This is a genomic window from Pusillimonas sp. (genome assembly GCF_044464525.1).
In the GTDB taxonomy this organism is placed as follows: Bacteria; Pseudomonadota; Gammaproteobacteria; order Burkholderiales; family Burkholderiaceae_B; genus Pusillimonas.
Map to the genome: position 1 here is coordinate 1 of NZ_JBIQLE010000040.1, position 26,340 is coordinate 26,340.

General features: G+C 55.7%; 28 protein-coding genes and 1 pseudogene. 15 read left to right on the forward strand and 14 right to left on the reverse strand.

The window, feature by feature from the left end:
* Both ACIY1O_RS15830 and ACIY1O_RS15835 read right to left on the reverse strand, forming a co-directional pair.
* Window positions 1-225 (reverse strand): helix-turn-helix domain-containing protein (locus ACIY1O_RS15830; RefSeq protein WP_397476064.1); only part of this gene is annotated, 225 nt, incomplete at its 3' end.
* Entirely contained in the window at window positions 209-463 is a 255-nt protein-coding gene (locus ACIY1O_RS15835; RefSeq protein ID WP_397476065.1) for a type II toxin-antitoxin system RelE family toxin, read from the reverse strand. The genes ACIY1O_RS15835 and ACIY1O_RS15830, both read right to left, overlap by 17 nt.
* 224 nt (window positions 464-687) lie before the next feature.
* On the opposite strand from ACIY1O_RS15835, the gene rfbC reads away from it, so the two are divergent.
* The 3 genes from rfbC to rfbB all read left to right on the forward strand — a co-directional run bounded on the left by rfbC (window position 688) and on the right by rfbB (window position 3,917).
* Window positions 688-1,263 (forward strand): dTDP-4-dehydrorhamnose 3,5-epimerase, encoded by a 576-nt coding sequence (rfbC, locus tag ACIY1O_RS15840; RefSeq protein ID WP_397476066.1) that lies wholly within the window; start codon window positions 688-690, stop codon window positions 1,261-1,263.
* Window positions 1,264-1,691: 428 nt separating this feature from the next.
* Window positions 1,692-2,705: a dTDP-4-dehydrorhamnose reductase gene (gene rfbD, locus ACIY1O_RS15845; protein WP_397476067.1), complete on the forward strand. Its 1,014-nt coding sequence runs from the start codon at window positions 1,692-1,694 to the stop codon at window positions 2,703-2,705.
* Between the two features lie 192 nt (window positions 2,706-2,897).
* On the forward strand, window positions 2,898-3,917 hold the full coding sequence (rfbB, locus tag ACIY1O_RS15850) for a dTDP-glucose 4,6-dehydratase (protein WP_397476068.1): 1,020 nt from the start codon (window positions 2,898-2,900) through the stop codon (window positions 3,915-3,917).
* A 21-nt stretch (window positions 3,918-3,938) separates the two neighbouring features.
* On the opposite strand, the gene ACIY1O_RS15855 is transcribed toward rfbB, so the two are convergent.
* Window positions 3,939-4,352: a HigA family addiction module antitoxin gene (locus tag ACIY1O_RS15855; RefSeq protein WP_397476069.1), complete on the reverse strand. Its 414-nt coding sequence runs from the start codon at window positions 4,350-4,352 to the stop codon at window positions 3,939-3,941.
* 9 nt (window positions 4,353-4,361) lie between these two features.
* Window positions 4,362-4,658 (reverse strand): type II toxin-antitoxin system RelE/ParE family toxin, encoded by a 297-nt coding sequence (locus tag ACIY1O_RS15860; protein WP_397476070.1) that lies wholly within the window; start codon window positions 4,656-4,658, stop codon window positions 4,362-4,364.
* Between the two features lie 244 nt (window positions 4,659-4,902).
* On the opposite strand from ACIY1O_RS15860, the gene ACIY1O_RS15865 reads away from it, so the two are divergent.
* Window positions 4,903-5,319 (forward strand): hemerythrin domain-containing protein, encoded by a 417-nt coding sequence (locus ACIY1O_RS15865; protein ID WP_397476071.1) that lies wholly within the window; start codon window positions 4,903-4,905, stop codon window positions 5,317-5,319.
* A 22-nt stretch (window positions 5,320-5,341) separates the two neighbouring features.
* On the opposite strand, the gene ACIY1O_RS15870 is transcribed toward ACIY1O_RS15865, so the two are convergent.
* The 6 genes from ACIY1O_RS15870 to ACIY1O_RS15895 form a co-directional block, all read right to left on the reverse strand.
* Complete coding sequence (locus ACIY1O_RS15870; protein ID WP_397476072.1) at window positions 5,342-5,944, reverse strand: hypothetical protein; 603 nt, start codon at window positions 5,942-5,944, stop codon at window positions 5,342-5,344.
* A 97-nt stretch (window positions 5,945-6,041) separates the two neighbouring features.
* Window positions 6,042-6,416 carry an HVO_A0114 family putative DNA-binding protein gene (locus tag ACIY1O_RS15875; protein WP_397476073.1) on the reverse strand — a complete coding sequence of 125 codons (375 nt, stop codon included), beginning with the start codon at window positions 6,414-6,416 and terminating at the stop codon, window positions 6,042-6,044.
* A 13-nt stretch (window positions 6,417-6,429) separates the two neighbouring features.
* Window positions 6,430-7,395 (reverse strand): LysR family transcriptional regulator, encoded by a 966-nt coding sequence (locus tag ACIY1O_RS15880; RefSeq protein WP_397476074.1) that lies wholly within the window; start codon window positions 7,393-7,395, stop codon window positions 6,430-6,432.
* A 228-nt stretch (window positions 7,396-7,623) separates the two neighbouring features.
* On the reverse strand, window positions 7,624-8,088 hold the full coding sequence (locus tag ACIY1O_RS15885) for an SRPBCC family protein (protein ID WP_397476075.1): 465 nt from the start codon (window positions 8,086-8,088) through the stop codon (window positions 7,624-7,626).
* Complete coding sequence (locus ACIY1O_RS15890; RefSeq protein WP_397476076.1) at window positions 8,085-8,906, reverse strand: Rieske 2Fe-2S domain-containing protein; 822 nt, start codon at window positions 8,904-8,906, stop codon at window positions 8,085-8,087. Before ACIY1O_RS15890 ends, ACIY1O_RS15885 begins: the two co-directional genes overlap by 4 nt.
* Window positions 8,907-9,032: 126 nt before the next feature.
* Window positions 9,033-9,443: a VOC family protein gene (locus tag ACIY1O_RS15895; RefSeq protein WP_397476077.1), complete on the reverse strand. Its 411-nt coding sequence runs from the start codon at window positions 9,441-9,443 to the stop codon at window positions 9,033-9,035.
* Between the two features lie 279 nt (window positions 9,444-9,722).
* Between ACIY1O_RS15895 and ACIY1O_RS15900 the strand changes: the two genes are divergently transcribed.
* From ACIY1O_RS15900 to ACIY1O_RS15945, 10 genes are all read left to right on the forward strand, one after another.
* On the forward strand, window positions 9,723-10,598 hold the full coding sequence (locus ACIY1O_RS15900) for an FAD binding domain-containing protein (RefSeq protein WP_397476078.1): 876 nt from the start codon (window positions 9,723-9,725) through the stop codon (window positions 10,596-10,598).
* The gene (locus ACIY1O_RS15905; protein ID WP_397476079.1) at window positions 10,595-11,113 is read left to right on the forward strand and encodes a (2Fe-2S)-binding protein; all 519 of its coding nucleotides are present in this window, start codon (window positions 10,595-10,597) and stop codon (window positions 11,111-11,113) included. The genes ACIY1O_RS15900 and ACIY1O_RS15905 overlap by 4 nt, the downstream gene beginning before the upstream one ends.
* Window positions 11,110-13,503, forward strand: coding sequence for a xanthine dehydrogenase family protein molybdopterin-binding subunit (locus tag ACIY1O_RS15910; RefSeq protein ID WP_397476080.1), 2,394 nt, complete (start codon window positions 11,110-11,112; stop codon window positions 13,501-13,503). Before ACIY1O_RS15905 ends, ACIY1O_RS15910 begins: the two co-directional genes overlap by 4 nt.
* 29 nt (window positions 13,504-13,532) lie before the next feature.
* Window positions 13,533-14,693: an ABC transporter substrate-binding protein gene (locus ACIY1O_RS15915; protein WP_397476081.1), complete on the forward strand. Its 1,161-nt coding sequence runs from the start codon at window positions 13,533-13,535 to the stop codon at window positions 14,691-14,693.
* Between the two features lie 25 nt (window positions 14,694-14,718).
* The gene (locus tag ACIY1O_RS15920) at window positions 14,719-15,642 is read left to right on the forward strand and encodes a branched-chain amino acid ABC transporter permease (protein WP_397476082.1); all 924 of its coding nucleotides are present in this window, start codon (window positions 14,719-14,721) and stop codon (window positions 15,640-15,642) included.
* Window positions 15,643-15,725: 83 nt separating this feature from the next.
* Window positions 15,726-16,643, forward strand: coding sequence for a branched-chain amino acid ABC transporter permease (locus tag ACIY1O_RS15925; RefSeq protein ID WP_397476083.1), 918 nt, complete (start codon window positions 15,726-15,728; stop codon window positions 16,641-16,643).
* Window positions 16,636-17,394, forward strand: coding sequence for an ABC transporter ATP-binding protein (locus ACIY1O_RS15930; protein WP_397476084.1), 759 nt, complete (start codon window positions 16,636-16,638; stop codon window positions 17,392-17,394). The genes ACIY1O_RS15925 and ACIY1O_RS15930 overlap by 8 nt, the downstream gene beginning before the upstream one ends.
* The gene (locus tag ACIY1O_RS15935) at window positions 17,388-18,089 is read left to right on the forward strand and encodes an ABC transporter ATP-binding protein (RefSeq protein ID WP_397476085.1); all 702 of its coding nucleotides are present in this window, start codon (window positions 17,388-17,390) and stop codon (window positions 18,087-18,089) included. Before ACIY1O_RS15930 ends, ACIY1O_RS15935 begins: the two co-directional genes overlap by 7 nt.
* 20 nt (window positions 18,090-18,109) lie before the next feature.
* Entirely contained in the window at window positions 18,110-19,012 is a 903-nt protein-coding gene (gene dapA / locus ACIY1O_RS15940) for a 4-hydroxy-tetrahydrodipicolinate synthase (RefSeq protein WP_397476086.1), read from the forward strand.
* A gap of 36 nt (window positions 19,013-19,048) precedes the next feature.
* Window positions 19,049-20,035 carry an alpha/beta fold hydrolase gene (locus tag ACIY1O_RS15945; RefSeq protein ID WP_397476087.1) on the forward strand — a complete coding sequence of 329 codons (987 nt, stop codon included), beginning with the start codon at window positions 19,049-19,051 and terminating at the stop codon, window positions 20,033-20,035.
* On the opposite strand, the gene ACIY1O_RS15950 is transcribed toward ACIY1O_RS15945, so the two are convergent.
* Window positions 20,016-21,008 carry a bile acid:sodium symporter family protein gene (locus tag ACIY1O_RS15950; RefSeq protein WP_397476088.1) on the reverse strand — a complete coding sequence of 331 codons (993 nt, stop codon included), beginning with the start codon at window positions 21,006-21,008 and terminating at the stop codon, window positions 20,016-20,018. The two genes, ACIY1O_RS15945 and ACIY1O_RS15950, sit on opposite strands and share 20 nt — an antisense overlap.
* A gap of 102 nt (window positions 21,009-21,110) precedes the next feature.
* On the opposite strand from ACIY1O_RS15950, the gene ACIY1O_RS15955 reads away from it, so the two are divergent.
* On the forward strand, window positions 21,111-21,914 hold the full coding sequence (locus ACIY1O_RS15955; RefSeq protein WP_397476089.1) for an AraC family transcriptional regulator: 804 nt from the start codon (window positions 21,111-21,113) through the stop codon (window positions 21,912-21,914).
* A 198-nt stretch (window positions 21,915-22,112) separates the two neighbouring features.
* Here the strand turns inward: ACIY1O_RS15955 and pgi are convergent, their stop codons facing one another.
* From pgi to ACIY1O_RS15970, 3 genes and pseudogenes are all read right to left on the reverse strand, one after another.
* Complete coding sequence (pgi, locus tag ACIY1O_RS15960; protein WP_397476090.1) at window positions 22,113-23,687, reverse strand: glucose-6-phosphate isomerase; 1,575 nt, start codon at window positions 23,685-23,687, stop codon at window positions 22,113-22,115.
* A gap of 138 nt (window positions 23,688-23,825) precedes the next feature.
* On the reverse strand, window positions 23,826-25,136 hold the full coding sequence (locus ACIY1O_RS15965; RefSeq protein ID WP_397476091.1) for an O-antigen ligase family protein: 1,311 nt from the start codon (window positions 25,134-25,136) through the stop codon (window positions 23,826-23,828).
* A gap of 342 nt (window positions 25,137-25,478) precedes the next feature.
* A pseudogene (locus ACIY1O_RS15970) lies at window positions 25,479-25,733 on the reverse strand (IS3 family transposase); the annotation flags it as partial.
* Between the last annotated feature and the right edge of the window lie 607 nt (window positions 25,734-26,340).

The following is a 26,340-nucleotide window of genomic DNA, read 5'->3' on the forward strand; positions in this document are numbered from 1 at the left end:
TGTGATGCCCAGCCGGGCGGCCATGTCGGCTTGTGTAAGCTGAAGATGCTCACGCCAGGCACGGGCGGGCGTAGAGCCGTCGACCACGCGGCTGATTACGTCATGGGGGATTAGATCGTCTTTCTTGCTGCTTTGTTGGGCCACATAGTGCTCATACGGAATCACGACAAACGCCGGCTTGCCGGCGGCATCGTTGATGATCTGGATATTAATAGGTGCGTTCATCGCGTTTCTTTACTTCTTCTATGTAGACGACATGGATCGTTTCATGCCAATTAAACATAACCCTGTAGTTGCCTACACGCAGGCGATATGAATACTCGTGATGACTCAAGCGCTTTACGTTTGTGCATGACGGCATTGCAGCTAGAACGGATACGGCGTCTCGAATGATGCTCTGCTGGGGTCGGTCGAGTTTCCGCAGTTGCTTGGCGGCCCGGAGGGTCCAGCTAATTTCGTTCATGAGGATTATACGTTAAGTATAACTATTATTTGTAAATAATAAGTTAATTTTTTATCGTAGGCGGATCATTAACATCGTAAGGCTGACCTCACAATCGCAGTGGTGATCAGGATAAGAACGACCATGCACAATGTCACGATGAGCCGGCTGGCGGCGGCTGTTCTACACTATCTTGAGCCGCGTTGAGCCGGACCGGCCCTATTCATTTCAGTTGCGGAATTTTCGTGCCCCTTCAACTTATCGACACCGCCTTCCCCGACATCAAGCTCGTCGCCTTGCGCGCTTTCGCCGACGAGCGCGGGTACTTTCTGGAAGGCTTCCGAGCGCAGAGTTATCAAGGCCTGCCCGGCCAGAATGGGCCTTTCGTGCAAGATAATTTCTCGCATTCAACGCGAGGCGTGCTTCGCGGCCTGCATTTTCAGCACCCCAATGATCAAGGCAAGCTGGTGCGGGCTGTGCAGGGCAGCATCTACGACGTAACGGTAGACATACGGGTTGGTTCGCCCACATTCGGACAGTGGCAGGCGCTTACCCTAAGCCACGAACAGCCTCGCCAGCTTTGGATTCCGCCGGGCTATGCGCATGGCTTCCTGGTGCTTTCGGACGAGGCTTTGGTCGAGTACAAATGCACCGCCTACTACGCGCCGCAAAGCGAGGGCTGCCTACGCTGGAACGACCCCAATCTGGGCATAGACTGGCCCTGCGATGCTCTCTTGATTTCCGATAAAGACCGCAATGGCAAAACATTGAAAGAGCTGCTCGAGGCAGGGCTATTGCCATCGAACAAATCTGCCCTCTGAATTGACTTAAGTAAGGAATAAACCTTACCGTCGGTGGCAAGGTAGCATTTGATTTGTTGGAAGACGGCCGTGTCATCGTCAGTCGGGTCCAGGCCGAACACGAAGACCCCGCCTTGCCACGGCGGTGTTTATTTACTGTGGTTTTGTATGCGCTGCCGTAAAGACGAAAAGTATTGTTCAGTAATCTCTGAACCGGGAGCAGATGTGGCGCCCTCTAATAGCAAGCAACGTAGATTCTGCCTCGCTTGCTCATTGCGGATTAGCTCGTGAAGGTACTCGCTGCTAGTGCTGTAGCCTCGCTGACTGACTTGCTCGTCAACGAACTCTTTTAGCGACTCGGGCAGGGAAATGTTCATCGTGCTCATGTTCTTGAGGCTACAGTTTTTGGCAAAAATTGGCAAGAGCATGGGCCAGATATATCATGCCTCATGAAATTAAAAGTACTCATCACCGGCGCGCAAGGCCAGTTGGCGCAAGCCTTGTTACGGACGCGTCCGGCTTATTGGGCGGTAACCGCTCTAGGCTCTGCGCAGCTTGATATAAGCGACGCGGCGGCGGTGCGCCGGCAGGTGGCCGAGCTACACCCGGCCTTAATATTGAACGCCGCAGCCTACAACGCCGTCGACCAGGCGGAACAAGATCGAGACAGGGCCTTTGCGGTCAACGCGCACGGGCCGCTGAACCTGGCGCGGGCGGCCAACGATGTGGGCGCCCGATTGGTGCACGTCTCCACAGACTATGTGTTCGACGGCAAAGCGGGCAGCCCCTATGACGAACAAGCCGCCACGCATCCGCTAAACGCGTACGGCGAATCCAAGCTGCAAGGCGAGCAGTGGGTATTGCAGGAACAGCCAGAGGCCTTGGTGGTAAGAACCGCTTGGGTCTATAGCGCTGCGGCGAACAACTTCGTGGCTGCCATGCTTCGGACGGCGCAACATGGCCGGCCGTTACGCGTCGTGGATGACCAGACCGGAGCCCCCACCTTTGCCGGCGACCTGGCGCAGGCTATTGTCACTCTTGTCGCACACCCACATGCGGCAGGCGGCGTCCATCACTACACCGGCGCCACCGGCCTGACACGGTACGATTTTGCCCGAGCCATATTCAAAGTTGCAGACCGTATCCAAGCCAGTGAGCAACCAGTGCCGATTCCTGGGCGTGATGGTGCAGACCGGCATCCGGACCACGCGATGGGGCATGAGCCATTCAGTTTCTCAGATATTCTGAGTGCCGGTTCGCGGGCAGAGGGCGATGAAGATGCGTGCCGCCTTCGCCTGCTAAGCCGTATCGCTTCCAGCGAATACCCCAGCGCCGCCGTTCGTCCCGCCTATTCGGTTCTGGATTGCAAAAAAATCGCTCGTCTGGGAATCGAGCCCCGCCCGTTGATGGAAAGCTTGCCAGGCGTGATAAGCGAGCTATTGTCTGGTCACCTATCCCGCTAACCCGTCGCGGCGCTGGCACCTAATTAATCCTGGCTAATCGCTTTACGTGGATCGGCCTGGCCATACGTAACACTTGGTTGGAACCCAACCCTCACCCTGCGGACAACCAACGCGTCGGCAAAAAGCACTCTCCGAACATAGCCCACACTAGAATACTGATTTTGTCTTTACCGACAGCGTAGTAGGCCACTCATGAACATCCTTATCACTGGCGGAGCCGGCTTTATCGGCTCGGCCTTGGTCCGGCACTTAGTTGCCCAAGGCGCCGATGAAGTCGTCAACGTCGACAAGCTAACCTACGCCGGCAACAAAGCGTCGCTGGCATCGGTAATGGGCAGCCCCAGCCATGCCTTCGAGCAAGTCGATATTTGCAACCGCCCGGAACTGGACCGCATTTTCACCCAATACCAGCCCCACGCCGTTGTGCATCTGGCGGCCGAAACGCATGTCGATCGCTCCATCCACGGCCCGGATGCTTTCATCCAAAGCAATGTCGTGGGCACATACACCTTGCTTGAGGCCGCCCGACAGTATTGGCAGGCCTTGCCCGGCGCTTGCCGCGACGCCTTTCGCTTCCTGCACGTGTCAACCGACGAGGTGTATGGCGACCTTGGGAATAGCGATGCCTTATTCACCGAAACCACGGCCTACGCGCCCAGCTCGCCATACTCCGGCAGCAAGGCGGCATCAGACCATTTGGTGCATGCCTGGCATCGAACCTACGGCCTGCCGGTGTTGCTTAGCCATTGCACCAATAACTACGGCCCGTATCAGTTTCCCGAGAAGCTGATTCCGCTAATGACACTTAACGCGGTGCAAGGCAGGCCCCTGCCTTTGTACGGCGATGGTCTCCAGGTGCGAGACTGGCTGCACGTAGACGACCACGTTTGCGCACTGCAGCTTATTCTGGAAAAGGGCAGGGTGGGCGAAACCTACAATGTCGGCGCCCACAACCCCAGGCCCAATATTGAAGTAGTGCGCGCCATTTGCCGCGCGCTTGACGAGCTGCATCCCCAGAGCCGCCCCGCCGGCGCCAACGGCCTGCCCGCGCCGCACGAACACCTGATCACCCACGTGGAAGACCGCCCGGGCCACGACCAACGCTATGCGCTGGATGCCGGCAAGATCCGATCCGAACTAGGTTGGAACCCGCAGGTAAGCTTTGATATAGGGCTTAGGAAGACGGTGAAATGGTTCTTATGTACACGTTGAAGGCAATAGTGCAGACAGCCATTAGCGTATTTTGTTGGTTTTCTTGTGTTCAGCGGCGAGGGCTTCTTTTACTGCTTGTTGTGTTACTACCCGCGCGGGATCGGCTTCGGTGGCGTCGTACGTGGGGGCGACTTCGTCAAGCAGCCAAGCTCGCATAGCGGTCTCATGAATCGGCGCGATGACCGGCCGATCGGGCTTGTTTTCCGCTTGCCATAAATCGTACTGCGCCTGCATGTTGAGCCACATCTGGGCACTGGTGCCCAAAGCGTCGCGAAGGCGCAATGCCATTTCTGCAGAAATGCCGGCTGAGCCATTAAGTATGCGCGACAGCGCGGCGCGCGTTACGGCCAGCTTCGCCGCAGCCTCTGTGACAGTAAGTTCGCCGAGGTACTCGCGCAAAACGATCCCCGGATGTGCAGGGTTCTGCATGCGCATATATATCTCCTAGTGATAGTCTTGATAGTCGACCAAGGTGGCGTCGCCGCCTTCAAAGAAAAAAGTCAATCGCCAGTTAGCGCTGACTGTGACTGACCAATGCCCTTCAACTGCTCGTCCTTTCGTATTTTTTCCCGACAGTTTATGTAGCCTCCAACCAGGCGCATTCATATCTTCCGGCTGGATGGCTGAATTCAGAGCTGTAAGCTGAGTTGTAAGTCGCGAAGCGTGGGCAGGTTGAATACCCGCTTGCGATCCTGCCTTAAAAAAAGCTTCAAGGCCTTTATGTCGAAATGTCTTTATCATTGTATAGTGAGCAGTTCCGCTATGCAACAAGGCTTATGATAGCGGTGTGTAGTTAACTGTCATTATGCGTTTTGGAGTACTGAGGACAAGTGTGAGAAATACGCATTTGGCAAGCTAAAGCGTGGAACCTCCAACCCCCATAGAGTCAGAAGGGCCTTACTAGACATAGACAACTGTTAAGATCACTATAAAATGTATCTTAAGTGTTCAATTGTCACATTATTAGTTGCCACGGGGAGGTCTCATGGATATCTTGCGCTTCAAGACTCAGCACGCCGAAATTCTGGAAGGCATTAACGAGCTGCGGCGTTTGTCGCACGCCGGGGTCAGCGCCAATGCCGCCGCGATTGCGCAGCGCATGACTGAACTAAGTTCGCTGGTGAACCGCCACTTGGCCGTTGAAGACCGCATTTTGTATCCGGCCGTTCAAAATTCGCCCGACCCGAAGATAGCCGACATGGGGAAAGCCTATCAAGAGGAAATGACCGGCATCGCAAACGCCTACATCGCCTTCTCTCGCCGCTGGAGCGCTGTCGCCTCTTTGCGCAACGACCCCGATGGCTTCAAACAAGCCGCCAATACCGTTCTGCGGACGGTGTACGAGCGCTTGCAAAAAGAAAATAGAGAGTTCTACCCGGCCGTGGAAGCGATGCAGACATAAATGCGGGGCAGGGGGGCGGCCTTTAATGCAAGACCCCGAACAGGGCAATAATCCATCCCATCTGAAAAAGCAGCATGAAGTACGCCAGCGCTTTCTGGTAGTTTTCTGATTTAACGAACAGCGCCAGGCTTGTACCGATAATAAATACCCCCTGCCGCAGCGGGTAATCCCAGTTGTAATACGTGGCGTAATATTCGGGGCCCTTAAGAAGGGTGTCGACCACGTCGGCCAAGAACAAGAACAGCAGGGCGCTATAGAGCCAGCGCCGCCGGGCCAGAAAATAGCCGCGAAACCCGTTGTATTCATCAATGCGGTCAGGGAACAGCAACGCCGCTATCACAGCAAAAATGCCGGCATAGACAAGAAGAAAGAAATACGTGGCGAACGACCAGCTTTGTATCTTGAATAGCGCAAACTCGAACCACCAGAAGTGCGCGATAAACAGCAGTACAAACGCCACCCATGCGATATGCACCGGGTATGGCCGTTCATGCCCGGGGTGTTGAATAAAGCGAGTCAAACCCGTAACCAGCCGCGCTACGCTGATGCCCAGGATCATGCCGATGAAGATCCGTACGTGAACGAAGGTTTCGTGCGCATCGGAAAAGTTGGGGGCGTCGCTCATGCGAAAATGCTTCCTTGTCGACGACGGCGGTGTGCCGGATTCTGGGCGGTCGCCCGGACACTCATTCTATTGCAGTGGCAATTTTCTGTGTCGAAAATTACGCCACCGCAAGCTCGGCCGTTAAATGCATGTCTACATGGATATCGTCGAATGGACATTGCAACGCGCCGCTTTCCAATTTTTCAAGCAGGCCAAGCGCAACAAGAGCTTGGGCGCCTTCGTGGACACGCTTTACGTCGCGCTCGAGGCGACGAGCCAGCTCGCGCACGCCCACCGTGCCGACACCCATCATTACCCGAATCATTTGCCAGCGCCGCTCGGTTAGCTGGCTGAAGAAAGCCCCTGGCGATTCGAAATTGAGGCTTTCGCCCTGATATTGTCCGGTATCCAGGGCCGCTTTGGCGCGGCCCCCGGCGTGGCGAAGCGCCTGTTGCCAGTTCTGCCCCGTTGTGGTGGTGAGGGAGCGTTTCATAAGGTGCATGTGGTTAGGCACGAACGTAATCCTTGGAAAACGAATTTCTGTACTCGTGGGCGGGAACCTCGTTCAGTTTGCGCAGCTCTGTCAGAACATGCTGGTCTTGCGATACATCGATCATCGCCTGGATCACGGGCGGCAAAGGCTGGCGGTCGAGCATGATCAGGCCTACTGGCTCTACCTCTTTTGAGTCTTTAAGTGTTAGGGCGACGGTTCCCTGCGGTGGTCCAAAAGGGTGCAAATAGCTTTTGGGCAGAATGGTTGACCAATTTCCTGAGCACACGTGCGAACACAAGCTAAGTATGGAGTCGGTCTCTACTTGCGGGGTGGGATCGCAATTGACGGCGGCAAACTCGCGATTTATTGCCTGGCGGGTGTGGATGGTGTCCTTCAGTAAAGCCAAAGGGTTGTTTGCCGCCTCTTTCCAGGATATTGACGTGAAATTTGCATAGGCGCCGTCATTGGGCGTAAGGAAGACGTAGCTTTCGTAATACAGCGGTTGTGTCGTTCGAAGGTTGGGCAACGAAACCCTGTTTAAAAGGGTGAAGCCGATATCAAGTTCGAATTCGACCAGCATGCGTTCGATCTCGCTTTCGGGCATTGATAGCGCTTCGATCGAGATGTTTGGCGAGCTTTTGCACAATGGCCCGGTTAGCAGGGGCAGCATGGGCATAACCGAAGGCACCACGCCAATGGTAAGTTTGCCTTCAAGCGCCTTGGTGCCGGCCAAAAGCTGTTGACGCATGGTTGCGCTTTCTGCAAGAACCCTGCGTGCAAAACTAAGCACGATTTCGCCCTGCGGCGTAAAGCCTTTGAAGCGCTGTGTTCTTAAGATAATTGGAACTTCGAGCTCTTCTTCAAGCTGCCGCAGCGCTGTTGAAAGCCCAGGCTGCGAGACATGGCAAGCTTCGGCCGCTCTACCGAAGTGCTTCTCTCGCGCCAGCGCGACCAAGTAGACCAATTGCCGGATAACCATGAGCCAAGAATTCCTTGAGTTATGCCGCTATTCCATAAAGTTGACATATGGGGGCCGCGACCGGTGCATACGCTGCGCTCCGCCAAGTGCATGTGCGGTGCCACGAACGGTGCATGCGCCGCGCTCCGCCTGTGCAAGTGGTCTGCCGCGGCCGGTTCATTCGGGATATCGCGGTCTATTACTCTATCTATCGTTGGCACTTTGCGCTAGTGGTGTTGTCCCCGGGCCTTATGGCTTTGCAGCCACCGGCTCGTCGTTGCACAGCAGGTTCTGAAACTTTGCAAAGAAATCGTTCGCGATCTTGCGGGCGGCGGCGTCTATAAGGCGCGAACCAATCTGAGCAAGCTTGCCCTCGACCTGTGTACTGCTCTCGTATTGAAGCAAGGTGTCGTTGCCTTGCTCGGTAAGTGAAACCAGTGCAGTGCCTTTTCCGAAACCGATAGCGCCACCCGAACCGCTGAACGAAAGCCGATATGAGCTGGGCGCTTGTATGTCGGAAACCTCGAGCTGTCCTTTGAAACGTGCTTTCAATGGGCCGACTGAGGCGAACAGCACAATGTCATATTGGTTCTCGCCGGTTTCTTCTATTGACTCACAGCCCATGATGCACGCTTGCAGCGTTTCAGGGTCGTTCAAATGCTCCCACACTACTTTTCTTTCTTTGGGAATAAGCTGTTCGCCAGTCATATTCATTCGTTGATCTCCTTCGGTGTACACGACGTAATCGTCGCCAAATACCATTTATGAAATTCCGCCAGAGCCGTTTCCTGATCAGCCTTTATTGATAAGGCTTCGTCTTTAATCGCTGCGCGCAGGTAATGTTCAAGCTTGCTTGACGCTTGCGATGGGGCGCTGGGGCGGTTTAATGGCTGTGTTTGTGTAATGGTTAATTTAGTGCGCTTGTTTGCAAAAGGAATCAAGCGAATAATCGCCGACCCTTCGCCATAGCTTATATATAAGTTAAGAGCCCCGTAGGTTTGGATATCGGTGCTACGCAGATTGAACGCTGCCTGTACGCTCTCGTTAAGAATCCACGCCAGCTTCTTCCAATTGGCCTCTATGCTGAACTGCTCAACATGAAATTCTGGCGGCGCGTTCGTATTTTGCGAACGAACCAAGAATTCTTCCGGGCTTCTGGTCAGGGAATCTGAAATTGGCGCCAAATACAGCAAGCCGTCATGTAGTTCAACGCCATAGCGTGTAAGGCCAACATCGGCGCTGGGGCCGGAATTCAAATGTGGTGCGTAAAGTAACTTGCCATCCAACGAGTACTGCCAGCCGTGATAGGTGCAGGTAAGCTTATCGCCTGTATCGACCTTATCTTCGAGCAGAACTGGGTACGCAGCATGCAAGCATCGGTTGCGCACACAATGGAATTGCCTTGCATTGTTACGCACCACGACAAGGCTGCGCATGGCAACTTCGTACAGTCGGCAATTACCATCGTCCGAGAACCTGTCTGCATAATCCAGCAGCGTCCAGTTGGCAAAGAAGATGCGCCGGATTTCCATGGCAAATACGTCCGCGCCATGAAAAACCGTCGGGTCCGGCCTGACCAAGCCGGACCCACATAGCTCATCTTCTAAACGGGATATTAATGTCTCGTCCGGGCTTGGGGGCTGTGAAACCATCGGCTATTACAGCGAAGCGCCTATCCAGCCATTTGCACTGACATCAACAATAATGCCGTCGGGCGTCTTGTACTTAACCTCGTAGAACAGCTCTTTTCGGTCTTCCGGGTCATCGGGCAGGCCGAGCATTAAATCGCCCCCGTTATCCTTGATTTGCTTGTCTATATCATCCAGGTCGTCCACCCAGAAGCCCATATGGTTAATACACACCATGTCTTTGCCGCCGGGTACGCCAGCAGCTTCGTCGTTCTTGAAGTTAAGAACAGCCAAGTTGATGGTTCCGTCGGATAAAAATACGCCGGTGGATAAGGGGCTTTCCGTGGTTCCAACCTGCTCCATTCCAAATGTGTTGATAAAAAATTTTGCTGTTTCTTCCGGGTTTGGAACCATTATTGCAATATGACGCAGCTTGGCCATGACTCCCTCTCTTAATAAATTCGTAGTGTTAATAAGACCCAGAAAACACTGGATTTCGATGGGAGTATAGGGAGCGGATTACCGACTATCAAATACGAAAACCTAATCGCTTGATAGCTGCACGTTATCAAGTAGAATGAAAATTAATGTTGTTAATAAACCCTGATTATCATGCCATCAGATTTTAGTATTTGCCGGGGCTATACCTATCCCCTACTATCCACTGGACATTGCAGGTCACCAGAACAATTAAACGCAGTGAATGGGGGAGCAAATTAGATGAAGTTTCCGAATTTTCAGTATGTGAAGCCGGCCTCGCTCGATGCTGCAATAGCGACTTTATCCCGGCACGCCGAGATGGCTGTCCCTATCGCCGGAGGCCAAAGCCTTTTGGCCGGCTTGAGCATGCGAATTTCCTATCCGGAATGGGTGGTGGATATTGGCGGGCTGGACGAATTAAAGGGAATCGACCTTGCGCCGGACGGCGGCGAGGTGAAAATCGGGGCCCTGACCCGGCATGTCGAGGTTCTTAACTCGGAAATAATCAAAACGCATTTACCTCTTTTGCACGATGCCATCCAGTACGTTGGACACGTCGGCATACGAAACAGGGGCACATTCGGCGGCAGCCTGGCCTATGCGGACCCCGCGGCCGAGCTTCCCGCCTGCACCATTGCCATGGGCGGCACCGTTGTGGTCGTGGGGCCGGATGGACGGCGGCATGTACCCGCGGAAGACTTTTTCCTGGGTTTTCTCGAGACCGCATTGCAGCCCGGAGAACTCATCGCCGAGATTCGGTTTCCCGTCGAGCCGCGTCCGGATTTTTCCTTGATTCTCGAGTTGAGCCGCCGAGCGGGAGACTTTGCGCAGGCAGGGTTGGTCATCACCGCATTCGTCAATGAAGCCAACGCCATTCATAAGCCTCGAGTCGTCTATTTCGGTTGTGTCGATCAGGCGCAAATCGCCAAAAACATGTCCAGGTTTCTAGATGGAGCCACTTTGCCTGTAAGCACCTTGGCCGGCCTGGAAGAGGCTGTTCTGGCGGACATACAGGCCAGTGATTCGCCGGGCTGCGCGGCGGCGACCAAAGAAAGATGGGCCGTTGTTTTAACCAGAAGAGTGATTGAGCAGCTGAACAAGCAGGGGGCGAAATGACGCAAAGTGTAAGCGCACAGACCCAATTCGAGGTCGAAATAGAAACCCACATCAACGGAGACGTGGTTCGCCGGTCGGTTAAAGCCCGGCAGCACCTGGCAGATTTCGTACGAGACGAAATGGGCCTCACAGGCACGCACACCGGTTGTGAGCACGGGGTATGCGGAAGCTGCTCAATATTGCTGGACGGTTCGGTTGTGCGGGGCTGCCTGGTACTGGCCGCCCAAGCTGATGGAAAAGAGGTTGAAACCATCGAAGGGGCGTCCGAGCGCGGCGTCCTGCGCGAGCTTCAACAAGAGTTCATCCAACGCAACGCCGCACAGTGCGGGTTCTGTACTTCGGGAATGCTTCTTACGGCCAACGAGCTGCTCAGCTCGCAGCAGCGCCTTAGCCGGCAAGAGATACGCGAGTTCATGTCAGGGAATTTCTGTCGGTGCACCGGCTACGAAGCGATCATCGACTCTGTGGAAGCGGTGATGAATCATAGGCTGGCCGGAAGGGGAGACGAGTCGTGAATCTTATCGATACACCACATACAACGCTGGACAAATTCGGATCACAGGTCGGAAAGGCAACGCCGCGCGTAGGAATTGAGCGTCTGCTACATGGCCGAGGGCAGTATCTGGCAGACATCACCGTGCCGCGCATGCTTCATCTGGCGTTCGTGCGAAGCCCCTACGCACATGCCAGGATTGTCAGTATCGATACCCGCCAAGCGCAGGCTGCGCCCGGAGTCGCACGTATACTCGTCGGCGCCGAACTGGCCGAATGCTGCAAGCCGTTTATCGCCGTTGCCGCAAATCGCCAAGGACATAAATCGGCGCCGCAATACCCTATGGCGGTCGATCGTGCCGTGTGGCAAGGGCAGCCTGTTGTTGCCGTGGTTGCCCAGACGCGCGCCCAGGCAGAAGATGCCGCCGAGCTTGTAGCGATAGACTGGGATGCCTTGCCCGCAGTCAGCGACGCCGCTTCCGCTATTGCAGACGATGCATATGTTATTCACCCCGAGCTGGGCGACAACCTGGCCTTCGAGGCCATCACCCATGCAGGCGACCCGGAAGCAGAATTTGAAAAAGCCGCAACCATCATAGAGCACGAGTTCCGGTTTGAACGGCAAACCGGCGTCACGCTTGAGCCCCGCGGCGTGCTGGCCGATTTCGATCCCAGTCAGCAATACCTTACCGTCTACCACTCGCACCAATCACCGGCGCAGATGCAAGCTGTCTTCAGCAAGCATCTGGACATTCCCGAGCATAAGGTAAGAGTCATCGCACCTGATATTGGCGGCGGCTTTGGTTTGAAGATCAATACTTATGGCGAAGAACTGGCGGTGGCGGCCATTAGCAAGCTCATGGCCCGGCCCATCCGGTTCTGTGCGGATCGAATCGAATCCTTCCTAAGCGATGCGCACGCCCGCGAGCACACCGTCAAGGCACGTATCGCTGTGTCGGCTCAGGGCAAGATAACTGCGATGGAAGTGGACGACCTGGCGGCAATCGGCGCGTTCGGCATGCCTCTTCGCTACAACATTGCAGAAGGCATGATGCTGACCAACATGGCCGGCGCGCCATACGATTTCGATAGCTATAAGGCCAGAACCCGAAGCGTCTACGTCAACAAGAACCTGATCGGCATGTATCGTGGCGTTGGCATGCCGCTGGCTTGCACGGTCACCGAAGTCTTGATGGATCTGGCCGCGCACAAGCTGCAAGTCGATCCAGTCGAATTCAAACGCTCAAACTTCAGGCCCATTTCATCGCTTCCCTGTGTTACGCCGGGCGGGGCGCGGCTGGACACGGTCTCGTTCGAGCAATGCATGGAAAAGCTCGTCACCAACATGAACTACGCCCAACTGCGTAGCGAGCAGGCGGCGTTGCGCGAGCAGGGAATCTATCGTGGAATCGGCGTTGCCTCTTTTGTAGAGCAGACATCATACGGTCCCCCGTATTACGGCCCCACAACGGCCGAAATATCTGTCCAAGATGCCTGCATGCTGAAGCTGGAACCTTCGGGGGCGATCCGTTGTATCACCAGCACCACCGACCAGGGCCAAGGCACGCTGACAGGCCTGGCCCAGATTGTCGCCACCGGCGTCGGCATAGACATTTCGATGATTGAAATGGTGTCAGGCGATAGCCGCGCCACGCCTTATGGCGGAGGCGCGTGGGGCTCGCGCGGCATGGCTGTGGGCGGCGAGGCCACGCTCAAGGCCGCCTTGCAGATGAAGAAAAACATTCTGGATATCGGCACTGCAATTACCGGCATCGCGGCCACCAGCCTCGATACGCACAACGGAGACATCGTAAAAAGCGACACGCTCGAGCCGGTGATATCCATTGCCGAAGCCGCCCGCGTCGGCTACTTCCGGCAAGACACCCTGCCAAAAGACTTCGTTCCCCAGCTACAGACAACCGGAAGCCACGTCGCCAACGACCAGCTTTATTACATGGCCAACGGCATACAGGGCTGCTATCTCGAGCTTGATCCAGAAACCGGCGTCATCAAGCTGCTGGGACACTGGGCGGTTGACGACTGTGGCCGGGTGATCAACCCGCTGCTGGTTGACGAGCAGGTTCGCGGCGGCGTGGTGCAAGGCCTGGGCGCCACCCTGTACGAAGAGTGCATCTATAGCGAAAACGGCAACCTCATGAACGGCACCATGGCCGAGTACCTGGTTCCCATGGCCAGCGAAATGCCTGATATCCATGTCAGCCATATTGAAAGCAAAGAACGTTCAACGCAGCTTGGGGCAAAAGGCATCGGAGAGGCCGGGTTAATCGGCGCCATCGGCGCTGTTTGGGTTGCAGTCAACGATGCATTAAAGCCTTTCAATGTGACTGCGATGCATCAACCCTTCACACCAGACCGCATTTTAGCGGCTCTAAGTTCGTCCAAAGAAATCTAAAAAAGAAAGTCCACCACAAAGGAGATCATATGAAAGTGAAACTTGCCCTTAGCGGCTTGCTTGTCGCCGCCTTATCCACCACCGCCTTCGCCGCGGAAAAAGTCAAAATCGGTTTCATTACCACATTGTCCGGGCCCGCCGGCGTTATGGGCAAGCACATGCAAGACGGTGCACGGCTGGCCTTGAAGATGAAAGACGGAAAGTTCGCCGGCAAAGAGGTGGAGATTATTTTCGGCGACGACCAACTGAAGCCCGACGTGGGCAAGCAGCTTGCCGAGACGATGATGAAGCGGGACAACGTCGATTTTTTGTCCGGCGTGATCTTCTCCAACGTCATGATGGCGATGTATCAACCCATCGTGCGCGACGAAACGATCTTCGTCAGCGCAAGCGCGGGCCCCTCGCAGATCGCCGGCAAAATGTGTTCGCCGTATTTTTTCTCTACCGCTTGGCAGAACGACCAGTCGCCTGAAGCCATGGGCCAGTACCTGCAAGAGCAGAAAGTGCCCAACGTGTACTTGATGGCGCCTAATTACGCGGCCGGCAAAGACATGTTGAACGGGTTCAAAAGGTACTACAAGGGCGAAATTGTCAATGAGGTCTATACCAAGCTTGACCAGTCCGACTATCAGCCCGAGTTCACCCAGATTCGCGCCGCAAAACCCGCAGCGGTCTTTATGTTCTATCCCGGCGGCTTGGGCGTGCAAGTCTTGAATCAGTATCGCCAGGCTGGGCTCGAAGTGCCTTTGTACACTTCGTTTACCGCCAACGAAACGACTCTGCCCGCATTGGGCGAGGCGGCTGAAGGGGTGCTGGACAGCGGGTTCTGGTCGCCCGACCTGCCGTTCCCGGCAAACCAGAAGTTCGTCGAAGCCTTCCAGGCCGAGTATGGCTACATGCCATCTGACTACGCCGCCGCTTCGTATGATGCCATCGGCTTGATCGCCAGCGGTGTAGAGCAGGTCAACGGCAACCTCTCCGACAAGAAGGCGTTGCTGGCGGCAATCAAAAAAGCCGATTTTGAATCGGTGCGCGGCCCGTTCGAGTTCAACGTCAACAACTTCCCCATCCAGAACTATTACGTGTTCAAGGTCGAGAAAGGTGAGGACGGAAAGTATGCCCGCCGGACCATCGACACGGTGATGCCCAAGCACAAAGACGCTTACTACGAACAGTGCAAGAACGGCTGAAACGGCGACTGACGGTGGGGGACAAATGCAACCGCTAATTTTTCTTGAGCAGCTCTTGAACGGCGTCCAGCTGGGTGTAACGCTGTTCTTGCTTGCCGCCGGGCTGACGTTGGTCATTGGAATCATGAACCTGATCAACCTGGCTCATGCATCCATGTACATGGCAGGGGCTTACATATCTGCCACGGTATTTCAACAAACCGACTCGTTCATGCTGGCCATCGTCGCAGCCTTGGTGGGCGCCTTGGTATTGGGGATCATCATCGAAATCGTCGTGTTTCGAGCCCTATACCATCGCACTCACCTTGACCAGGTATTAGCGACGTTTGCCGTATTGCTGATATTCAACGAGCTCACACGCATCATCTGGGGGCCGGCAGCCATAAGTTCGCGGCTGCCCGAGTTCCTGCAGGGGCAGGTCGAGATACTTCCCGGCGCTCCTTACCCGACAATCCGCCTGGCAATCGTCGTGGTCGGGCTAGTGGCGGCGGGGCTTCTGTACCTATTGATCAGCCGTACCCGCCTGGGGATTTTGATACGGGCGGGGGCCAGCAACCGGGTGATGATTGGTGCGCTGGGCGTCAACATCCAACTTCTGTACACAGTTGTGTTCGGTTTGGGGGCGGTTCTTGCCGCCTTGGCGGGCGTCATGTCGGGGCCGACCGCGTCCGTCGAGCCGAACATGGGAGACAAGGTGCTTATCTTGTCATTCGTGGTGATCGTGATAGGGGGGCTTGGGTCGGTACGCGGCGCATTTATCGGGGCCCTGCTGATCGGAGCCGTTGACACGTTTGGCCGTATCTTCCTTGGCCCGATACTGGAATGGGTGTTGCCGCAAGCCGGCGCGCAGACGGCGGGGCCGGCCATTGCGTCAATATTAATCTACGTAACCATGGCTGCCGTGCTTTTCTTCCGGCCTCGCGGTCTGTTCCCCCCACGACTGAGATAGCGGTGACGACAATGAACTTACGTAACGTAGTTATTTTTATAACCTTGCTCGGTTTCGCGATACTGCCGGCGGTGGCGCATTCAATGGACGCATCCTATTTCATGGATATTGCGATCCGCATGATGATTCTGGGGCTTGCCGCCGTCAGCCTCGATTTTGTGCTGGGCTATGGCGGCCTGGTCAGTTTTGGGCACGCTGCCTTTCTTGGAATAGGGGCGTACGCCGTCGGCATTCTTGCCTATCATGGAATCGACAACGGCTTCATCCACTTGGGTGTCGCCATCGGCGCCTCAGCAGCCATCGCGTTCCTGATCGGCTTGATCTGCCTGCGCACCACAGGCTTGCATTTCTTGATGATCACCCTGGGCTTCGGGCAGATGTTTTATTTCCTTGGAACCAGCCTGGACACGTATGGCGGCGAAGATGGAATGACGGTTTATGGCTCAAGCCAGTTTCCCGTTCTGGATATCGGCGATACGTTCACCCTGTACTACGTGGTGTTCGCCATTCTGGTGGGAACCCTTTTCTTTCTGAACAGGGTGGTCAGCTCTCGCTTCGGCATGGTTCTTAGGGGAGCAAAGATCAATGAACGGCGTGTGCTCGCGGTGGGCATCCCGGTGTTTCGATACCGCTTGACCGCGTTCGTGATCTCAGGCGTTATTTGCGGCATTGCCGGGTTTCTTCTGGCCAACCAGAACCTGTTCGTGTCGCCGGCCATTGTCCATTGGACACGCTCTTCCGAGCTGCTGATTATTGTTATTTTGGGCGGCATAGGCACGCTGTTCGGCCCCTTGCTGGGCGCTGTAGTGCTGCTGTTCCTCGAGGCCGAGCTTTCCCGGTACACACAGCACTGGCAATTGCCATTGGGTGTTTTGTTGCTGCTTATTGTCTTGTACACCAAGCGTGGAATCTTCGGCTCCTTGTTCGTAAACCGCCAGCAAGAGCCGAACAAGAAAAGATGGGGCCTTGGGCTGCTAAGAAGGAGAAAAATCCATGCCTGATCCGATTCTATCCGCCAGGAACCTTGTCAAGCATTACGACGGCATCGTTGCAACCGACAACTTCAGTTTTGACCTGGCCCCGGGGGAGCTCTGTGCGATTATCGGGCCCAATGGCGCGGGTAAAACCACATTGCTTGCGCAGCTGTCGGGCGAATTGCAGCCCAATTCCGGACAAATTCTGTTCTTGGGCCAGGACGTTACCTGCTTATCGGTACACCAGCGCGCCGGCCTTGGCTTTGGCCGTTCATTTCAGATTACCAGCGTATTTGCCGACTTCACCGCGTTGCAGAACGTCATCCTTGCGGTGCAGGCACAGCTTGGCCACAGCTTTCGTTTCTGGCAAGACGCCAGCACTGACACCCGGTTGGTGGAACCGGCCCTGGGCTATTTAAACGAAGTGGGGCTTGCTTCCCGGGCCAACGTATTGGTGTCCAGCCTTTCTCACGGAGAGAAGCGGGCCCTGGAAATAGCCATCGCACTGGCCGGAAAGCCGCGTCTTTTATTGTTGGACGAACCCATGGCCGGCATGGGCGTAGAAGAGTCCGAGAAGATGATTACCCTTTTGCTTTCGCTTAAGGGTCGTATTTCCATCGTGCTTATCGAGCACGACATGGACGCCGTTTTCAAGCTGGCCGACCGGATCATCGTGCTGGTAACGGGCGCATGCATTGCCAGCGGCGACGCCGAGGCCATACGGCTGAATCCCGAGGTGCGCAAAGCCTATCTAGGCGAGGAGGAAGCACAATGCTGACGGTCAGCGGTTTGCAGGGCGGATACGGGCAAAGCCAAGTCTTGTTTGATGTAAGCCTTGAAATAAACAAGAGCGAAGTCGTGACCTTGCTTGGCCGTAACGGCATGGGCAAGACAACAACCGTTTCATCGGTGATGGGCATCCTGAAACCCACCGCCGGCGACATCCATCTGGACGGGGAACGCATCAACGGCCTGCCGGCGTTTCGCATCGCCAAGCGCGGGCTGGGTCTGGTGCCCGAGGGGCGCCAGGTGTTTCCCAACCTTACGGTACGAGAAAACCTGATCGCGGCGGCGTCCAACCGCTCCAATAACTCAGAGCCCTGGACCCTGGATCGTATCCTGGCGATGTTTCCCAGGCTGCAAGAGCGCTTGAATAACCCGGCCATTCTGCTGTCGGGCGGCGAGCAGCAAATGATGGTGATCGGCCGTGCGCTGATGACCAACCCCCGTCTGCTGATTCTTGACGAGGCCACCGAAGGCCTTGCCCCCATCATTCGGGAAGAAATCTGGAGCTGCCTTAGCCGGCTTAAAGCGGCAGGGCAGTCGATATTGGTCATCGACAAGAATGTCGACGCCTTGGCCCGAATTGCCGACCGCCACTACATACTCGAAAAAGGGCGGGTGGTGTGGTCGGGCTGCTCTGAGGCGCTTAAGGCCGACGCCAAATTGGCAGAAAGATATCTTGGAATTTAAAATCACAAGGAGAAAACCAGATGCAAACCGCAAGTTTTGTGGGAGTTGTTCCCGCTGTCGCCACACCGTTTACCGCCGATGAAAAATTCGACGAGGGCCGGCTGAAGAGCCTTATCGAAGACTACATTTCAAACGGCGTTCATGGCGTGTCGGTGGCGGGTAGCCAGGGCGAGTTTTTCTCGCTTGAATACGATGAGCATGTGCGCTTGCTGGAAGTAACTGCCGAAGCCGTCAACGGCCGCGTGCCCATCTATGCTGGCACGGGGGCCATTACAACAAGCGGAGCCAAGAAGCTTACGCAGGCTGCCGAGTCTATTGGTGTCGACCTGGCCCTGGTCATTACCCCGTTCTTTGCCCAGCCCACTCAAGACGAACTTGTAGAGCATTACAAGGCGGTAGCGTCGGCCACCAAGCTTCCGGTCATGCTGTACAACAACCCTCCGCGCACCAGCGTCAATGTGCTGCCCCAGACCTTGAAGCGCTGCATGGAATTGGACAATATTGTCGGCATGAAGGATTCAAGCGGCGACCTGACACAAGCCATTGAATATATGCTGGTCACCGACCGCAAGGCCTTGGTGTTTTCCGGCCGCGATACCATCTTTCAGAGTTTGATGATGCACGGGGGGCACGGAACCATCTCGCCGGCCGCCAATGCGTTTCCCAAGCTGGTGGTGGCGCAATACAACGCCATTCAACAAAACAATTGGGAAGAGGCCACCCGAATTAACGACATACTGGCTCCGTTAAGGGCTGCGTGGGCGTTCGGATCTTTTCCGGTTGTCATCAAAGAGGCCATGAGGCTGGTGGGCCGGGACGCCGGCCTGGCCAGAAGGCCCATCATGGGCTTGCCACCGGCCAAACTGGAAGCCCTCAAAGCCATTTGCGAACGCATCAGTGCCGAAGAAGCCCGTTTGCCGTAAATCGTAAATATCAGCCAGGAAACATCCCCCGATACTATGAACAACACCGAGATTTTTGATTTAGGTAATTTCCAGCTGCAATCGGGGGTGGTTTTTCCGGGTTTGACACTGGCCTACAAAACCTACGGCCAGATGCGGCAAGACAAGTCGAACGTAGTACTGCTCAACACGCCTTTTGGCGCCCAGCATCAAGAGCTGGAGTGGATGCTGGGCGCCGATGGTGTGTTCGATGCCGACAAATACTTTGTCGTTATTCCCGATATGTTCGGCAATGGGGTTTCGCCCTCGCCAAGCAACTGCTCGTTCAGGCATCTGGGCCGGTGGCCGCACTTCACCATCTACGACAACGTGGCGGCGCAATACAGGCTTTTGTCGGAAGGCTTGGGCATAGAAAAGCTCGCGCTGGCATGCGGCTGGTCCATGGGGGGCATGCAGGCTTATCAATGGGCCTGCCTTTACCCGCAAATGGTCGAACGGCTTGCGGTAATTTGCGGCGCCGCGCGCGTCTCGCCGCACAACTTCGTTTTCCTAGAGGGTGTCAAAACCGCCTTGCACTCGGTGGCACAGCACGACCACGAGCGCGCATTAAGGGCTGTGGGCCGAATCTATGCGGGGTGGGCGCTTTCCCAGGCCTTCTATCGTAACGAGGCCTGGCGCACCCTTGGCTATCATTCGCTGGAAGACTTCCTTGTCAGGTATTGGGAAGAAGGCTTCTTGAGGCGTCACCCAGAAAACCTGCTGGCGCACATACGTACATGGCAAACCGCCGACATCAGCGCAAATACCCGGTTTCAAGGCAACTTTGAGCGTGCCCTGCAAGCGATCGAGGCGGACACCCTGTTATTGCCCGGCGACACCGATCTTTATTTTCCAGTGGTAGACAACCGGCTAGAACTAGAGCACCTGAAACGGGGCAAGCTATCGGCCATCCCCTCTATATGGGGCCATCGCGCCGGAAACCCGGTTTCCAATGCCCAAGACACAACCTTCTTGCGAAACGCCATCACGACGCTGCTTGCGTAGCCAGGGCCTCGCCCCGCAGCCGATAACGCTGCGCCAGCACGGCGCACACCATCAGTTGAATCTGATGAAAAATCATCAAGGGCAGCAGGGCCGGCCCCGCCATGGCCCCCGTAAACAACACTTGCGCCATCGGCACCCCGGTGGCCATGCTTTTCTTCGAGCCGCAAAACACAATTGTGATTTCATCTTCGTGCGAGAACTTGAAAAAGCGGGCCAGCCATGTGGTGGCCGCCAGCACAAAGGCCAGCAGTGCGCAGCATACAAGCGTCAGCCACAGTAGCGCGCTTACCGGAACCGTATGCCAAAGCCCGCCTATTACCGATGCGCTAAAGGCGGTGTACACCACCAAAAGAATCGAGCCCTGGTCCACATTCTTCAGCCAGCTTTGGTTGCGATCCACCCAGGCGCCTATCCAGGGCCGCGACAAATGGCCGGCGATAAAGGGCAGCAGCAGTTGCTTGCTGATGCCGTAAATGGCGTCAAGCATTGAGATCGCGCCGCCTGCGTCGGCGTCTAGCAATAGCTCGACCAACATGGGTGTGAGGACAATGCCGATAATGCTGGAAGCCGAAGCGCTGCACACCGCCGCGGGAATGTTGCCGCGCGCAATTGACGTGAAGGCGATGGCCGATTGAACGGTGCCCGGCAGGGCGCATAAATACAGCACGCCGATGTATAGCGAAGCCCCCAACAAGGGCTGTAGCAGCGGCTTCAGGCCCCAGCCCAATAGCGGGAACATGACAAACGTGCATGAAAAGACCAGCAGGTGCAAACGCCAGTGCATGGCCCCTGCAATAATCGCCTGCCGGGAAAGCTTCGCGCCATGCAGGAAAAACAGCAAGGCAATTGCCGCCGCCGTAATCCATTCAAATATGACGGCCCCAACCCCATGGGCCGGGGCCAGGCTGGCCGCCGCCACCACCGCGAACAGCAGCAAGGTGAAGTTATCAAACAATAGACGTAGTTTCGACATTACACAGGCATTGCTTACACAAAGAACATACCTTAAGGTATTGTTGGATATCCTGCTAACGCTCAAACTACCATTAATATCGCCAAAGAGACATCGGCCGGCATGAAAGGCAACTCCACTTCCGCTTTGGACCAATTGGCTCGCTTGCCCCGGCCCGTATACGGGCATGTCGAAGCCATATCCAACCAGTTGATCCAGCACCGGCACAGCCACCCATGGGTGCAACTGTCGTATGCGGCCACTGGCGTGCTTGATGTGTGGACAGCAAAAGGAAGGTTCGTAGCGCCGCCGCACCGGGCGGTGTGGATTCCGGCCGGAACCCCTCATCGCGTCTATTGTTCAGCCGATACCCAGATACGCAGCTTGTACATTGAACCCAGTGCCAGTTTGCGCACCGCGGTTGAATGTTGCGTATTAGAGGTTAGCCCGCTGCTTCGAGAGCTGATCCGCACATTCAGCGAGTTTCCCGAAGAGTATGAAGAAAGCGGCGCGCAGGGTCGTCTGGCAAATGTATTGCTTGACCAGCTTGCCTTGGCCGCAACCACAGACTTGATGCTGCCGCTGCCCAAAGACGCACGGCTGGTGGCTATATGCCGGCACCTGCAGAAGCACCCCGATTCGCAAAAAAGCCTGGCCCAGTGGGCCGACCGCTTGGGCGTTTCCACCAAGACATTAAGCCGCCTGTTCACAAAAGAAACCGGCATGGGTTTTCGCAAGTGGCGCCAAAGGCTGCGCCTGCTTGCCGCCCTGCCATTGCTGGAGCAAGGGCAGCGTGTAACCGATATTGCCCTGGCCAGCGGCTACGAGACCCCTTCAGCCTTTACCGCAGCATTCAAGGAGCAGTTCGGGTCCACGCCGGGTGAGCTATTCCGGTTTCGAACAGCAAGAGTACCATTCATGTCATAGCGACTGGCTGGTCTTGAAAGGTAAAGTCCGGCCTTACTTAGCTGTGTATGGAACCGCTGTGCGAGCCGATTTTCAGCTCGATTAAAACGTTGACCGCGCTTCGGACTTCTTCGCGTAGATTGTCAAGTGTTTCGGCCTCGACGGCCAGGCCGTGAAGGTGCGGAGAAGTGGCGTAGACATGAAAACTCGACGTACCCCCTACCCACTAAACCTGTCCACCCAATAAGCCGTCGACGCATCATGCTCTGCGCCATCCTTCGGTTTCCCGCCTGCAAGCTCTTCGGTAATGCCCTTTGCCAGCACCTTGCCGTATTCCACCCCCCACTGATCAAACGGGTTGATGCCCCATACCACCCCCTGTACGAACACCTTGTGCTCGTACAGCGCCAGCAGGGCGCCCAGGGTGTAGGGGGTTAGCTTGGGCAGGACAATAAGGTTAGAAGGCCGCCCGCCGGGGTGGACGCGGTGCTTGGCCAGCCACTGGGCTTTCTGGGGCGGTGTGCCGGCGGCCAGGCATTCTTGCAGCGCTTCTTCGTAGGTTTTGCCTTGCAGCAGCGCCTCGCGCTGGGCCAGGCAGTTGGCCAGCAGGCTGCGGTGGTGCTCGGGCCAGTGGTGGCCGGCTTCTTGGCAGACAATAAAGTCTACCGGCGCGCCATCGCTGCTTTGGTGCAGCCATTGAAAGAAAGTGTGCTGGGCGTCGGTGCCCGGCATGCCCCATACCGCAGGGCCGGTGGGCACGGTAACAGGGTCGCCATCCAGGTCTACCGACTTGCCCAGCGATTCCATTTCCAATTGCTGCAAGTAGGGCACCAAATTGGCCAGCCGGAAATCGTAAGGCGCGATGTTAAGCGAGGCATAGCCCAGCGCACAGCGGTTTACCAGGCCCGCCAATGCCATTTGGATGGGGGCGTTGCTTTCGTATGGCGCGGTGGCAAAGTGCGTGTCCATGGCCGATGCGCCAGCATGCATGCCGGCCAGAACGTCCGGGCCCACGGCCAGCGCCGTGGTAAGGCCCACCGACGACCATAGCGAAAACCGGCCGCCCACCCAATCCCACAGGCGGAATATCTGCTCTTCGCGTGCGCCCCAGGCCAAGGCCAGCTCTGGGTGGGCGGTAACCGCCATAACGTTCGCGAACGGGTCGGCCACCCCGGCGTTGCGCTGCCATTCGATAGCGCGCTTGCCGTTTTCCAATGTTTCGGCCGTGGTAAACGATTTGGATGCCAGCACAATAAGCGTGTCGTGCGGGTCAAGCCCCGCCAAAGCCCCTTCGATGGCATGGCCGTCGATGCTGGCCGCAAAGCGCACCTGGCGCCACATGCCCGCATAGCCAAAAGCCCCCACAGAAAGACGCACCCCCCAGTCGCTGCCACCTATGCCGATATGGACGATATTGCGCCAGCGGCGTTCGGAGTCGGCTTTGCGCACGAACTCGTTCATGCGTTCGCGTTCAGCAGCCACCGCTTCCACAGGCGCGGGCGCGCGCAGCATGGTGTGCCAGGCGGCGCGCTCTTCGGTGTTGTTAACGGCTTGGCCGGAGAGGAGCTTGTCGCGCCAAAGGCTGAAATCGCGCGCTTCCAGCAGCGCCCTTCCTGCGGCAGCCAATTCGCTTGAGGCCGGCTGGCCGGTAAGGTCCAAAAAAAGGCCGGCTGCTTCCATAATACTTAAACGATTCGCATTGATCGAAGCGGTGCGGCCAGCTTGGACATAGGCGTGCCATTCAGGTGCTTGGAGCAGCATGGTTTGCGGCGCGTGGGGTACGGTGCGACTCATAATGGGAACGAAGATGGAACGATGTCTGGATTGTAGACTTGTTCAACTAAGAGAGTGCCCAGGGTAACCGCTATGATTAGCTGCACAACTGGCAGGGGGCAAGCAAAGCGGTGGTGTATTTATGGTGGAAGGCGCAAATTACGATAGACCAGTTTGGCCGGGCGTGCCTTGCCGTAATGGCTTGGCTTTCGGCGTTTGTGGGTCTGAAAGCACCATTAGCCACGCCACCAGTGCCACATAAAAACCGATCGTATTCATGCGTCGGAACATGGTTTCTGTAATTCCAAAACATAAAAAGCCTAGGCATACCGCTAACCCCATAGCGGCCGCCGCCTTTGCCTGCCCAGACGTTTCCTTACTGAGCAGCCTGGGTACAAAGTAGAAGCATGGCGCCAGATAAACAAGCAGCAGCCCCAGCGCACCCGGCAAGCCGAAGCCAAAGAACATAAGCAATAGGTCGCTATGGGGCTCGCCAAAGGGCTCATCCACCACCTCTTGTGCAACTAGCCCGTTTGGTACCCCTACGTCTTGCATATACTGGTTGAACATTCCGCCATTCCCCAAGCCGAACCAAGGATGGTTAATGCCGCCGTGGATGGCGGTTCGCCACATTTGCAGGCGAATGCACATGGAATTGTATTGTGTGCCATTGCTACCTTGGCAGGTTTGTATTTCCTGGACGCCTTCCGCAATTCGGTTGCGCAGGCCGTCGGTATTGGCAACGGCTGCCACGGCTAACACCGCAGCAACCATCAATATCACAACCACCCGGCCTGGTTTGGCATTCCCGGCGAATAGCACAATGCCCAGCAGTACAAATATGGGCAAGCCCAGCAGGCCCGTTCGTGTTTGTGCTGCAAGAAACCCTATGAAAACGGCGCAGGCCAATACGATTTTGAAAACGCGTTCCCAAGCTGGAAAGCGACTAAGCTGCCACTTCAACGAGTACACGATAAGTGCGCACAGCAACATCATGATGCTGGAGTAGGAAACAATAATAATAGTGGGAGCCTCGGGTCTGCTGCTAGTAGCAGCCGCCAGCCATACAATGATTATCGTAGATACGACCCCACCCCCATATATCCCCCAGCAAACTCTTTGTAATCGCTGCCTCCCAAGTTGCGGAAGCGCTAACAGTAGCACCCACAATCCGACGAAAAATCGGAGGGCTCCTTCGCTGTTTGCGCCGGCCCAATGGCCGTGGTACACCGAAGACGCCGCAACAGCTAAAAATAGGACACCGTAGCAGGCGATTAGCCAGCGGTATCTATAAGTCTGTCCGCCCGCGCCCGCAAAGCGCGTCTGAGTAAGCAGTATCAAGCTCGTTAAGATCAATGCATAAAACACACCGCTTGGTAACGAATGGCTTGTAAGCAGTGTAATAGGCAGCAGAATATATAGCGCCACAAGCAGGTTGGAAAGCAAGGGGTTTTCTTTGTGTTCAAGCATGTAGGGTAGTGAGGAGATAATCAAAGACGGCTTGGGTCTGGTACGGCCTGTTACTTCGGCGCTGCGAAGTAGACCTTGCTTGTTCCCTGGGATTGCAAGATTATAAACAAACGGCGATTCGCGCGGACGCGCGAGCGGCGACTAGCTTTTTAAGGCTCTCTGAGTCGGGACAATCTAGTTGTGCAACGTCGACTTTTTTGGTAGGCATATTGCCACATTTGGGAATGTCCCCGCGATTGGAGCGCTTTTGCGCTTGGCATGAGTTTTCCTCTGTTTTCCGCCTTTCGACGTCCCCGAGTTATGCCGCAGCTACATTTGTCTGTTGAACTTTGATCCAATTTCGTAGGAACTACTGTGACGAGCCCGGATGCCATACTCACGCAGCAGTCTCTCCCTTGACGATTTACTGGCCGGATAACCGCGATCACGGAGCTCTCACGTTATGCGCGGGTGACCCGTATGTACCCTCGGTTTCGGTGTGCACGGGACGAATGGTGCCAGTAACTGCGTGTTCGTAAAGTGCGTACGCCCGGGTGTACCGCCACGCGTCCAGGAGCCATAGCCATTGACGCTGACAGACAGCGTTTCAGTTACGGAGCGTCTGGTTGGCTATGCGCTTCGGTACATGCCTATCTCCCTTCCTTTACGTCGAGCTTATACGCGACTGATGAAGGGCGAAATTGCAGGAGAACTCACTGGTTTTAAGTGTTTTGTTCGTAACGGCGGGCCTAGTCGCCGCGATACGCGTCTTTTACGAATGGATCGAATTTCGTTACCTTAGTCGTATCCCACTGGCCATTTTAGCGGCGGCATTGGAAACGGTCGCTGTTCTGTTGCTGGCTATAGGCCTAATTCTGGATTTTATTTCGTACCATGAGAAAGGAAAGACGAGCTGCGCTATTTAGGTGGATGGAAAGCGGTACATAAAAAAAGGGGATGAAAGATAGTTGAACACCATACCGGCGACGCTTACGGCGTTACTGTGTACCGGGTAATCAAAAGTAAAGAAATGACCTAGCCGGTATAAACACCGTAATTAACGGCCCCTCCAATTAGCATCAGAGTAAGATTTCGACCCAATTCCTGTTTTTTTGATAGCATGGCGGAGCGATTCTGAAACGTGAGCGTGCGATTGAGTAACCGAATGGGCGGTAATCCTCCCTTTTTTAACGGTCGTTAAAAGTAGAGGTTAGGCGGCCAAGGC

What these genes read in the sequence shown, in the direction of transcription:
- ACIY1O_RS15835 (WP_397476065.1), bottom strand. Translation starts at nt 463, where the DNA reads ATGAACGAAATTAGCTGGACCCTCCGGGCCGCCAAGCAACTGCGGAAA.
- rfbD (WP_397476067.1), top strand. Translation starts at nt 1,692, where the DNA reads ATGAAATTAAAAGTACTCATCACCGGCGCGCAAGGCCAGTTGGCGCAA.
- rfbB (WP_397476068.1), top strand. Translation starts at nt 2,898, where the DNA reads ATGAACATCCTTATCACTGGCGGAGCCGGCTTTATCGGCTCGGCCTTG.
- ACIY1O_RS15855 (WP_397476069.1), bottom strand. Translation starts at nt 4,352, where the DNA reads ATGCGCATGCAGAACCCTGCACATCCGGGGATCGTTTTGCGCGAGTAC.
- ACIY1O_RS15860 (WP_397476070.1), bottom strand. Translation starts at nt 4,658, where the DNA reads ATGATAAAGACATTTCGACATAAAGGCCTTGAAGCTTTTTTTAAGGCA.
- ACIY1O_RS15865 (WP_397476071.1), top strand. Translation starts at nt 4,903, where the DNA reads ATGGATATCTTGCGCTTCAAGACTCAGCACGCCGAAATTCTGGAAGGC.
- ACIY1O_RS15870 (WP_397476072.1), bottom strand. Translation starts at nt 5,944, where the DNA reads ATGAGCGACGCCCCCAACTTTTCCGATGCGCACGAAACCTTCGTTCAC.
- ACIY1O_RS15875 (WP_397476073.1), bottom strand. Translation starts at nt 6,416, where the DNA reads ATGAAACGCTCCCTCACCACCACAACGGGGCAGAACTGGCAACAGGCG.
- ACIY1O_RS15880 (WP_397476074.1), bottom strand. Translation starts at nt 7,395, where the DNA reads ATGGTTATCCGGCAATTGGTCTACTTGGTCGCGCTGGCGCGAGAGAAG.
- ACIY1O_RS15885 (WP_397476075.1), bottom strand. Translation starts at nt 8,088, where the DNA reads ATGAATATGACTGGCGAACAGCTTATTCCCAAAGAAAGAAAAGTAGTG.
- ACIY1O_RS15890 (WP_397476076.1), bottom strand. Translation starts at nt 8,906, where the DNA reads ATGGAAATCCGGCGCATCTTCTTTGCCAACTGGACGCTGCTGGATTAT.
- ACIY1O_RS15895 (WP_397476077.1), bottom strand. Translation starts at nt 9,443, where the DNA reads ATGGCCAAGCTGCGTCATATTGCAATAATGGTTCCAAACCCGGAAGAA.
- ACIY1O_RS15900 (WP_397476078.1), top strand. Translation starts at nt 9,723, where the DNA reads ATGAAGTTTCCGAATTTTCAGTATGTGAAGCCGGCCTCGCTCGATGCT.
- ACIY1O_RS15905 (WP_397476079.1), top strand. Translation starts at nt 10,595, where the DNA reads ATGACGCAAAGTGTAAGCGCACAGACCCAATTCGAGGTCGAAATAGAA.
- ACIY1O_RS15915 (WP_397476081.1), top strand. Translation starts at nt 13,533, where the DNA reads ATGAAAGTGAAACTTGCCCTTAGCGGCTTGCTTGTCGCCGCCTTATCC.
- ACIY1O_RS15920 (WP_397476082.1), top strand. Translation starts at nt 14,719, where the DNA reads ATGCAACCGCTAATTTTTCTTGAGCAGCTCTTGAACGGCGTCCAGCTG.
- ACIY1O_RS15925 (WP_397476083.1), top strand. Translation starts at nt 15,726, where the DNA reads ATGGACGCATCCTATTTCATGGATATTGCGATCCGCATGATGATTCTG.
- ACIY1O_RS15930 (WP_397476084.1), top strand. Translation starts at nt 16,636, where the DNA reads ATGCCTGATCCGATTCTATCCGCCAGGAACCTTGTCAAGCATTACGAC.
- ACIY1O_RS15935 (WP_397476085.1), top strand. Translation starts at nt 17,388, where the DNA reads ATGCTGACGGTCAGCGGTTTGCAGGGCGGATACGGGCAAAGCCAAGTC.
- dapA (WP_397476086.1), top strand. Translation starts at nt 18,110, where the DNA reads ATGCAAACCGCAAGTTTTGTGGGAGTTGTTCCCGCTGTCGCCACACCG.
- ACIY1O_RS15945 (WP_397476087.1), top strand. Translation starts at nt 19,049, where the DNA reads ATGAACAACACCGAGATTTTTGATTTAGGTAATTTCCAGCTGCAATCG.
- ACIY1O_RS15950 (WP_397476088.1), bottom strand. Translation starts at nt 21,008, where the DNA reads ATGTCGAAACTACGTCTATTGTTTGATAACTTCACCTTGCTGCTGTTC.
- ACIY1O_RS15955 (WP_397476089.1), top strand. Translation starts at nt 21,111, where the DNA reads ATGAAAGGCAACTCCACTTCCGCTTTGGACCAATTGGCTCGCTTGCCC.
- pgi (WP_397476090.1), bottom strand. Translation starts at nt 23,687, where the DNA reads ATGAGTCGCACCGTACCCCACGCGCCGCAAACCATGCTGCTCCAAGCA.
- ACIY1O_RS15965 (WP_397476091.1), bottom strand. Translation starts at nt 25,136, where the DNA reads ATGCTTGAACACAAAGAAAACCCCTTGCTTTCCAACCTGCTTGTGGCG.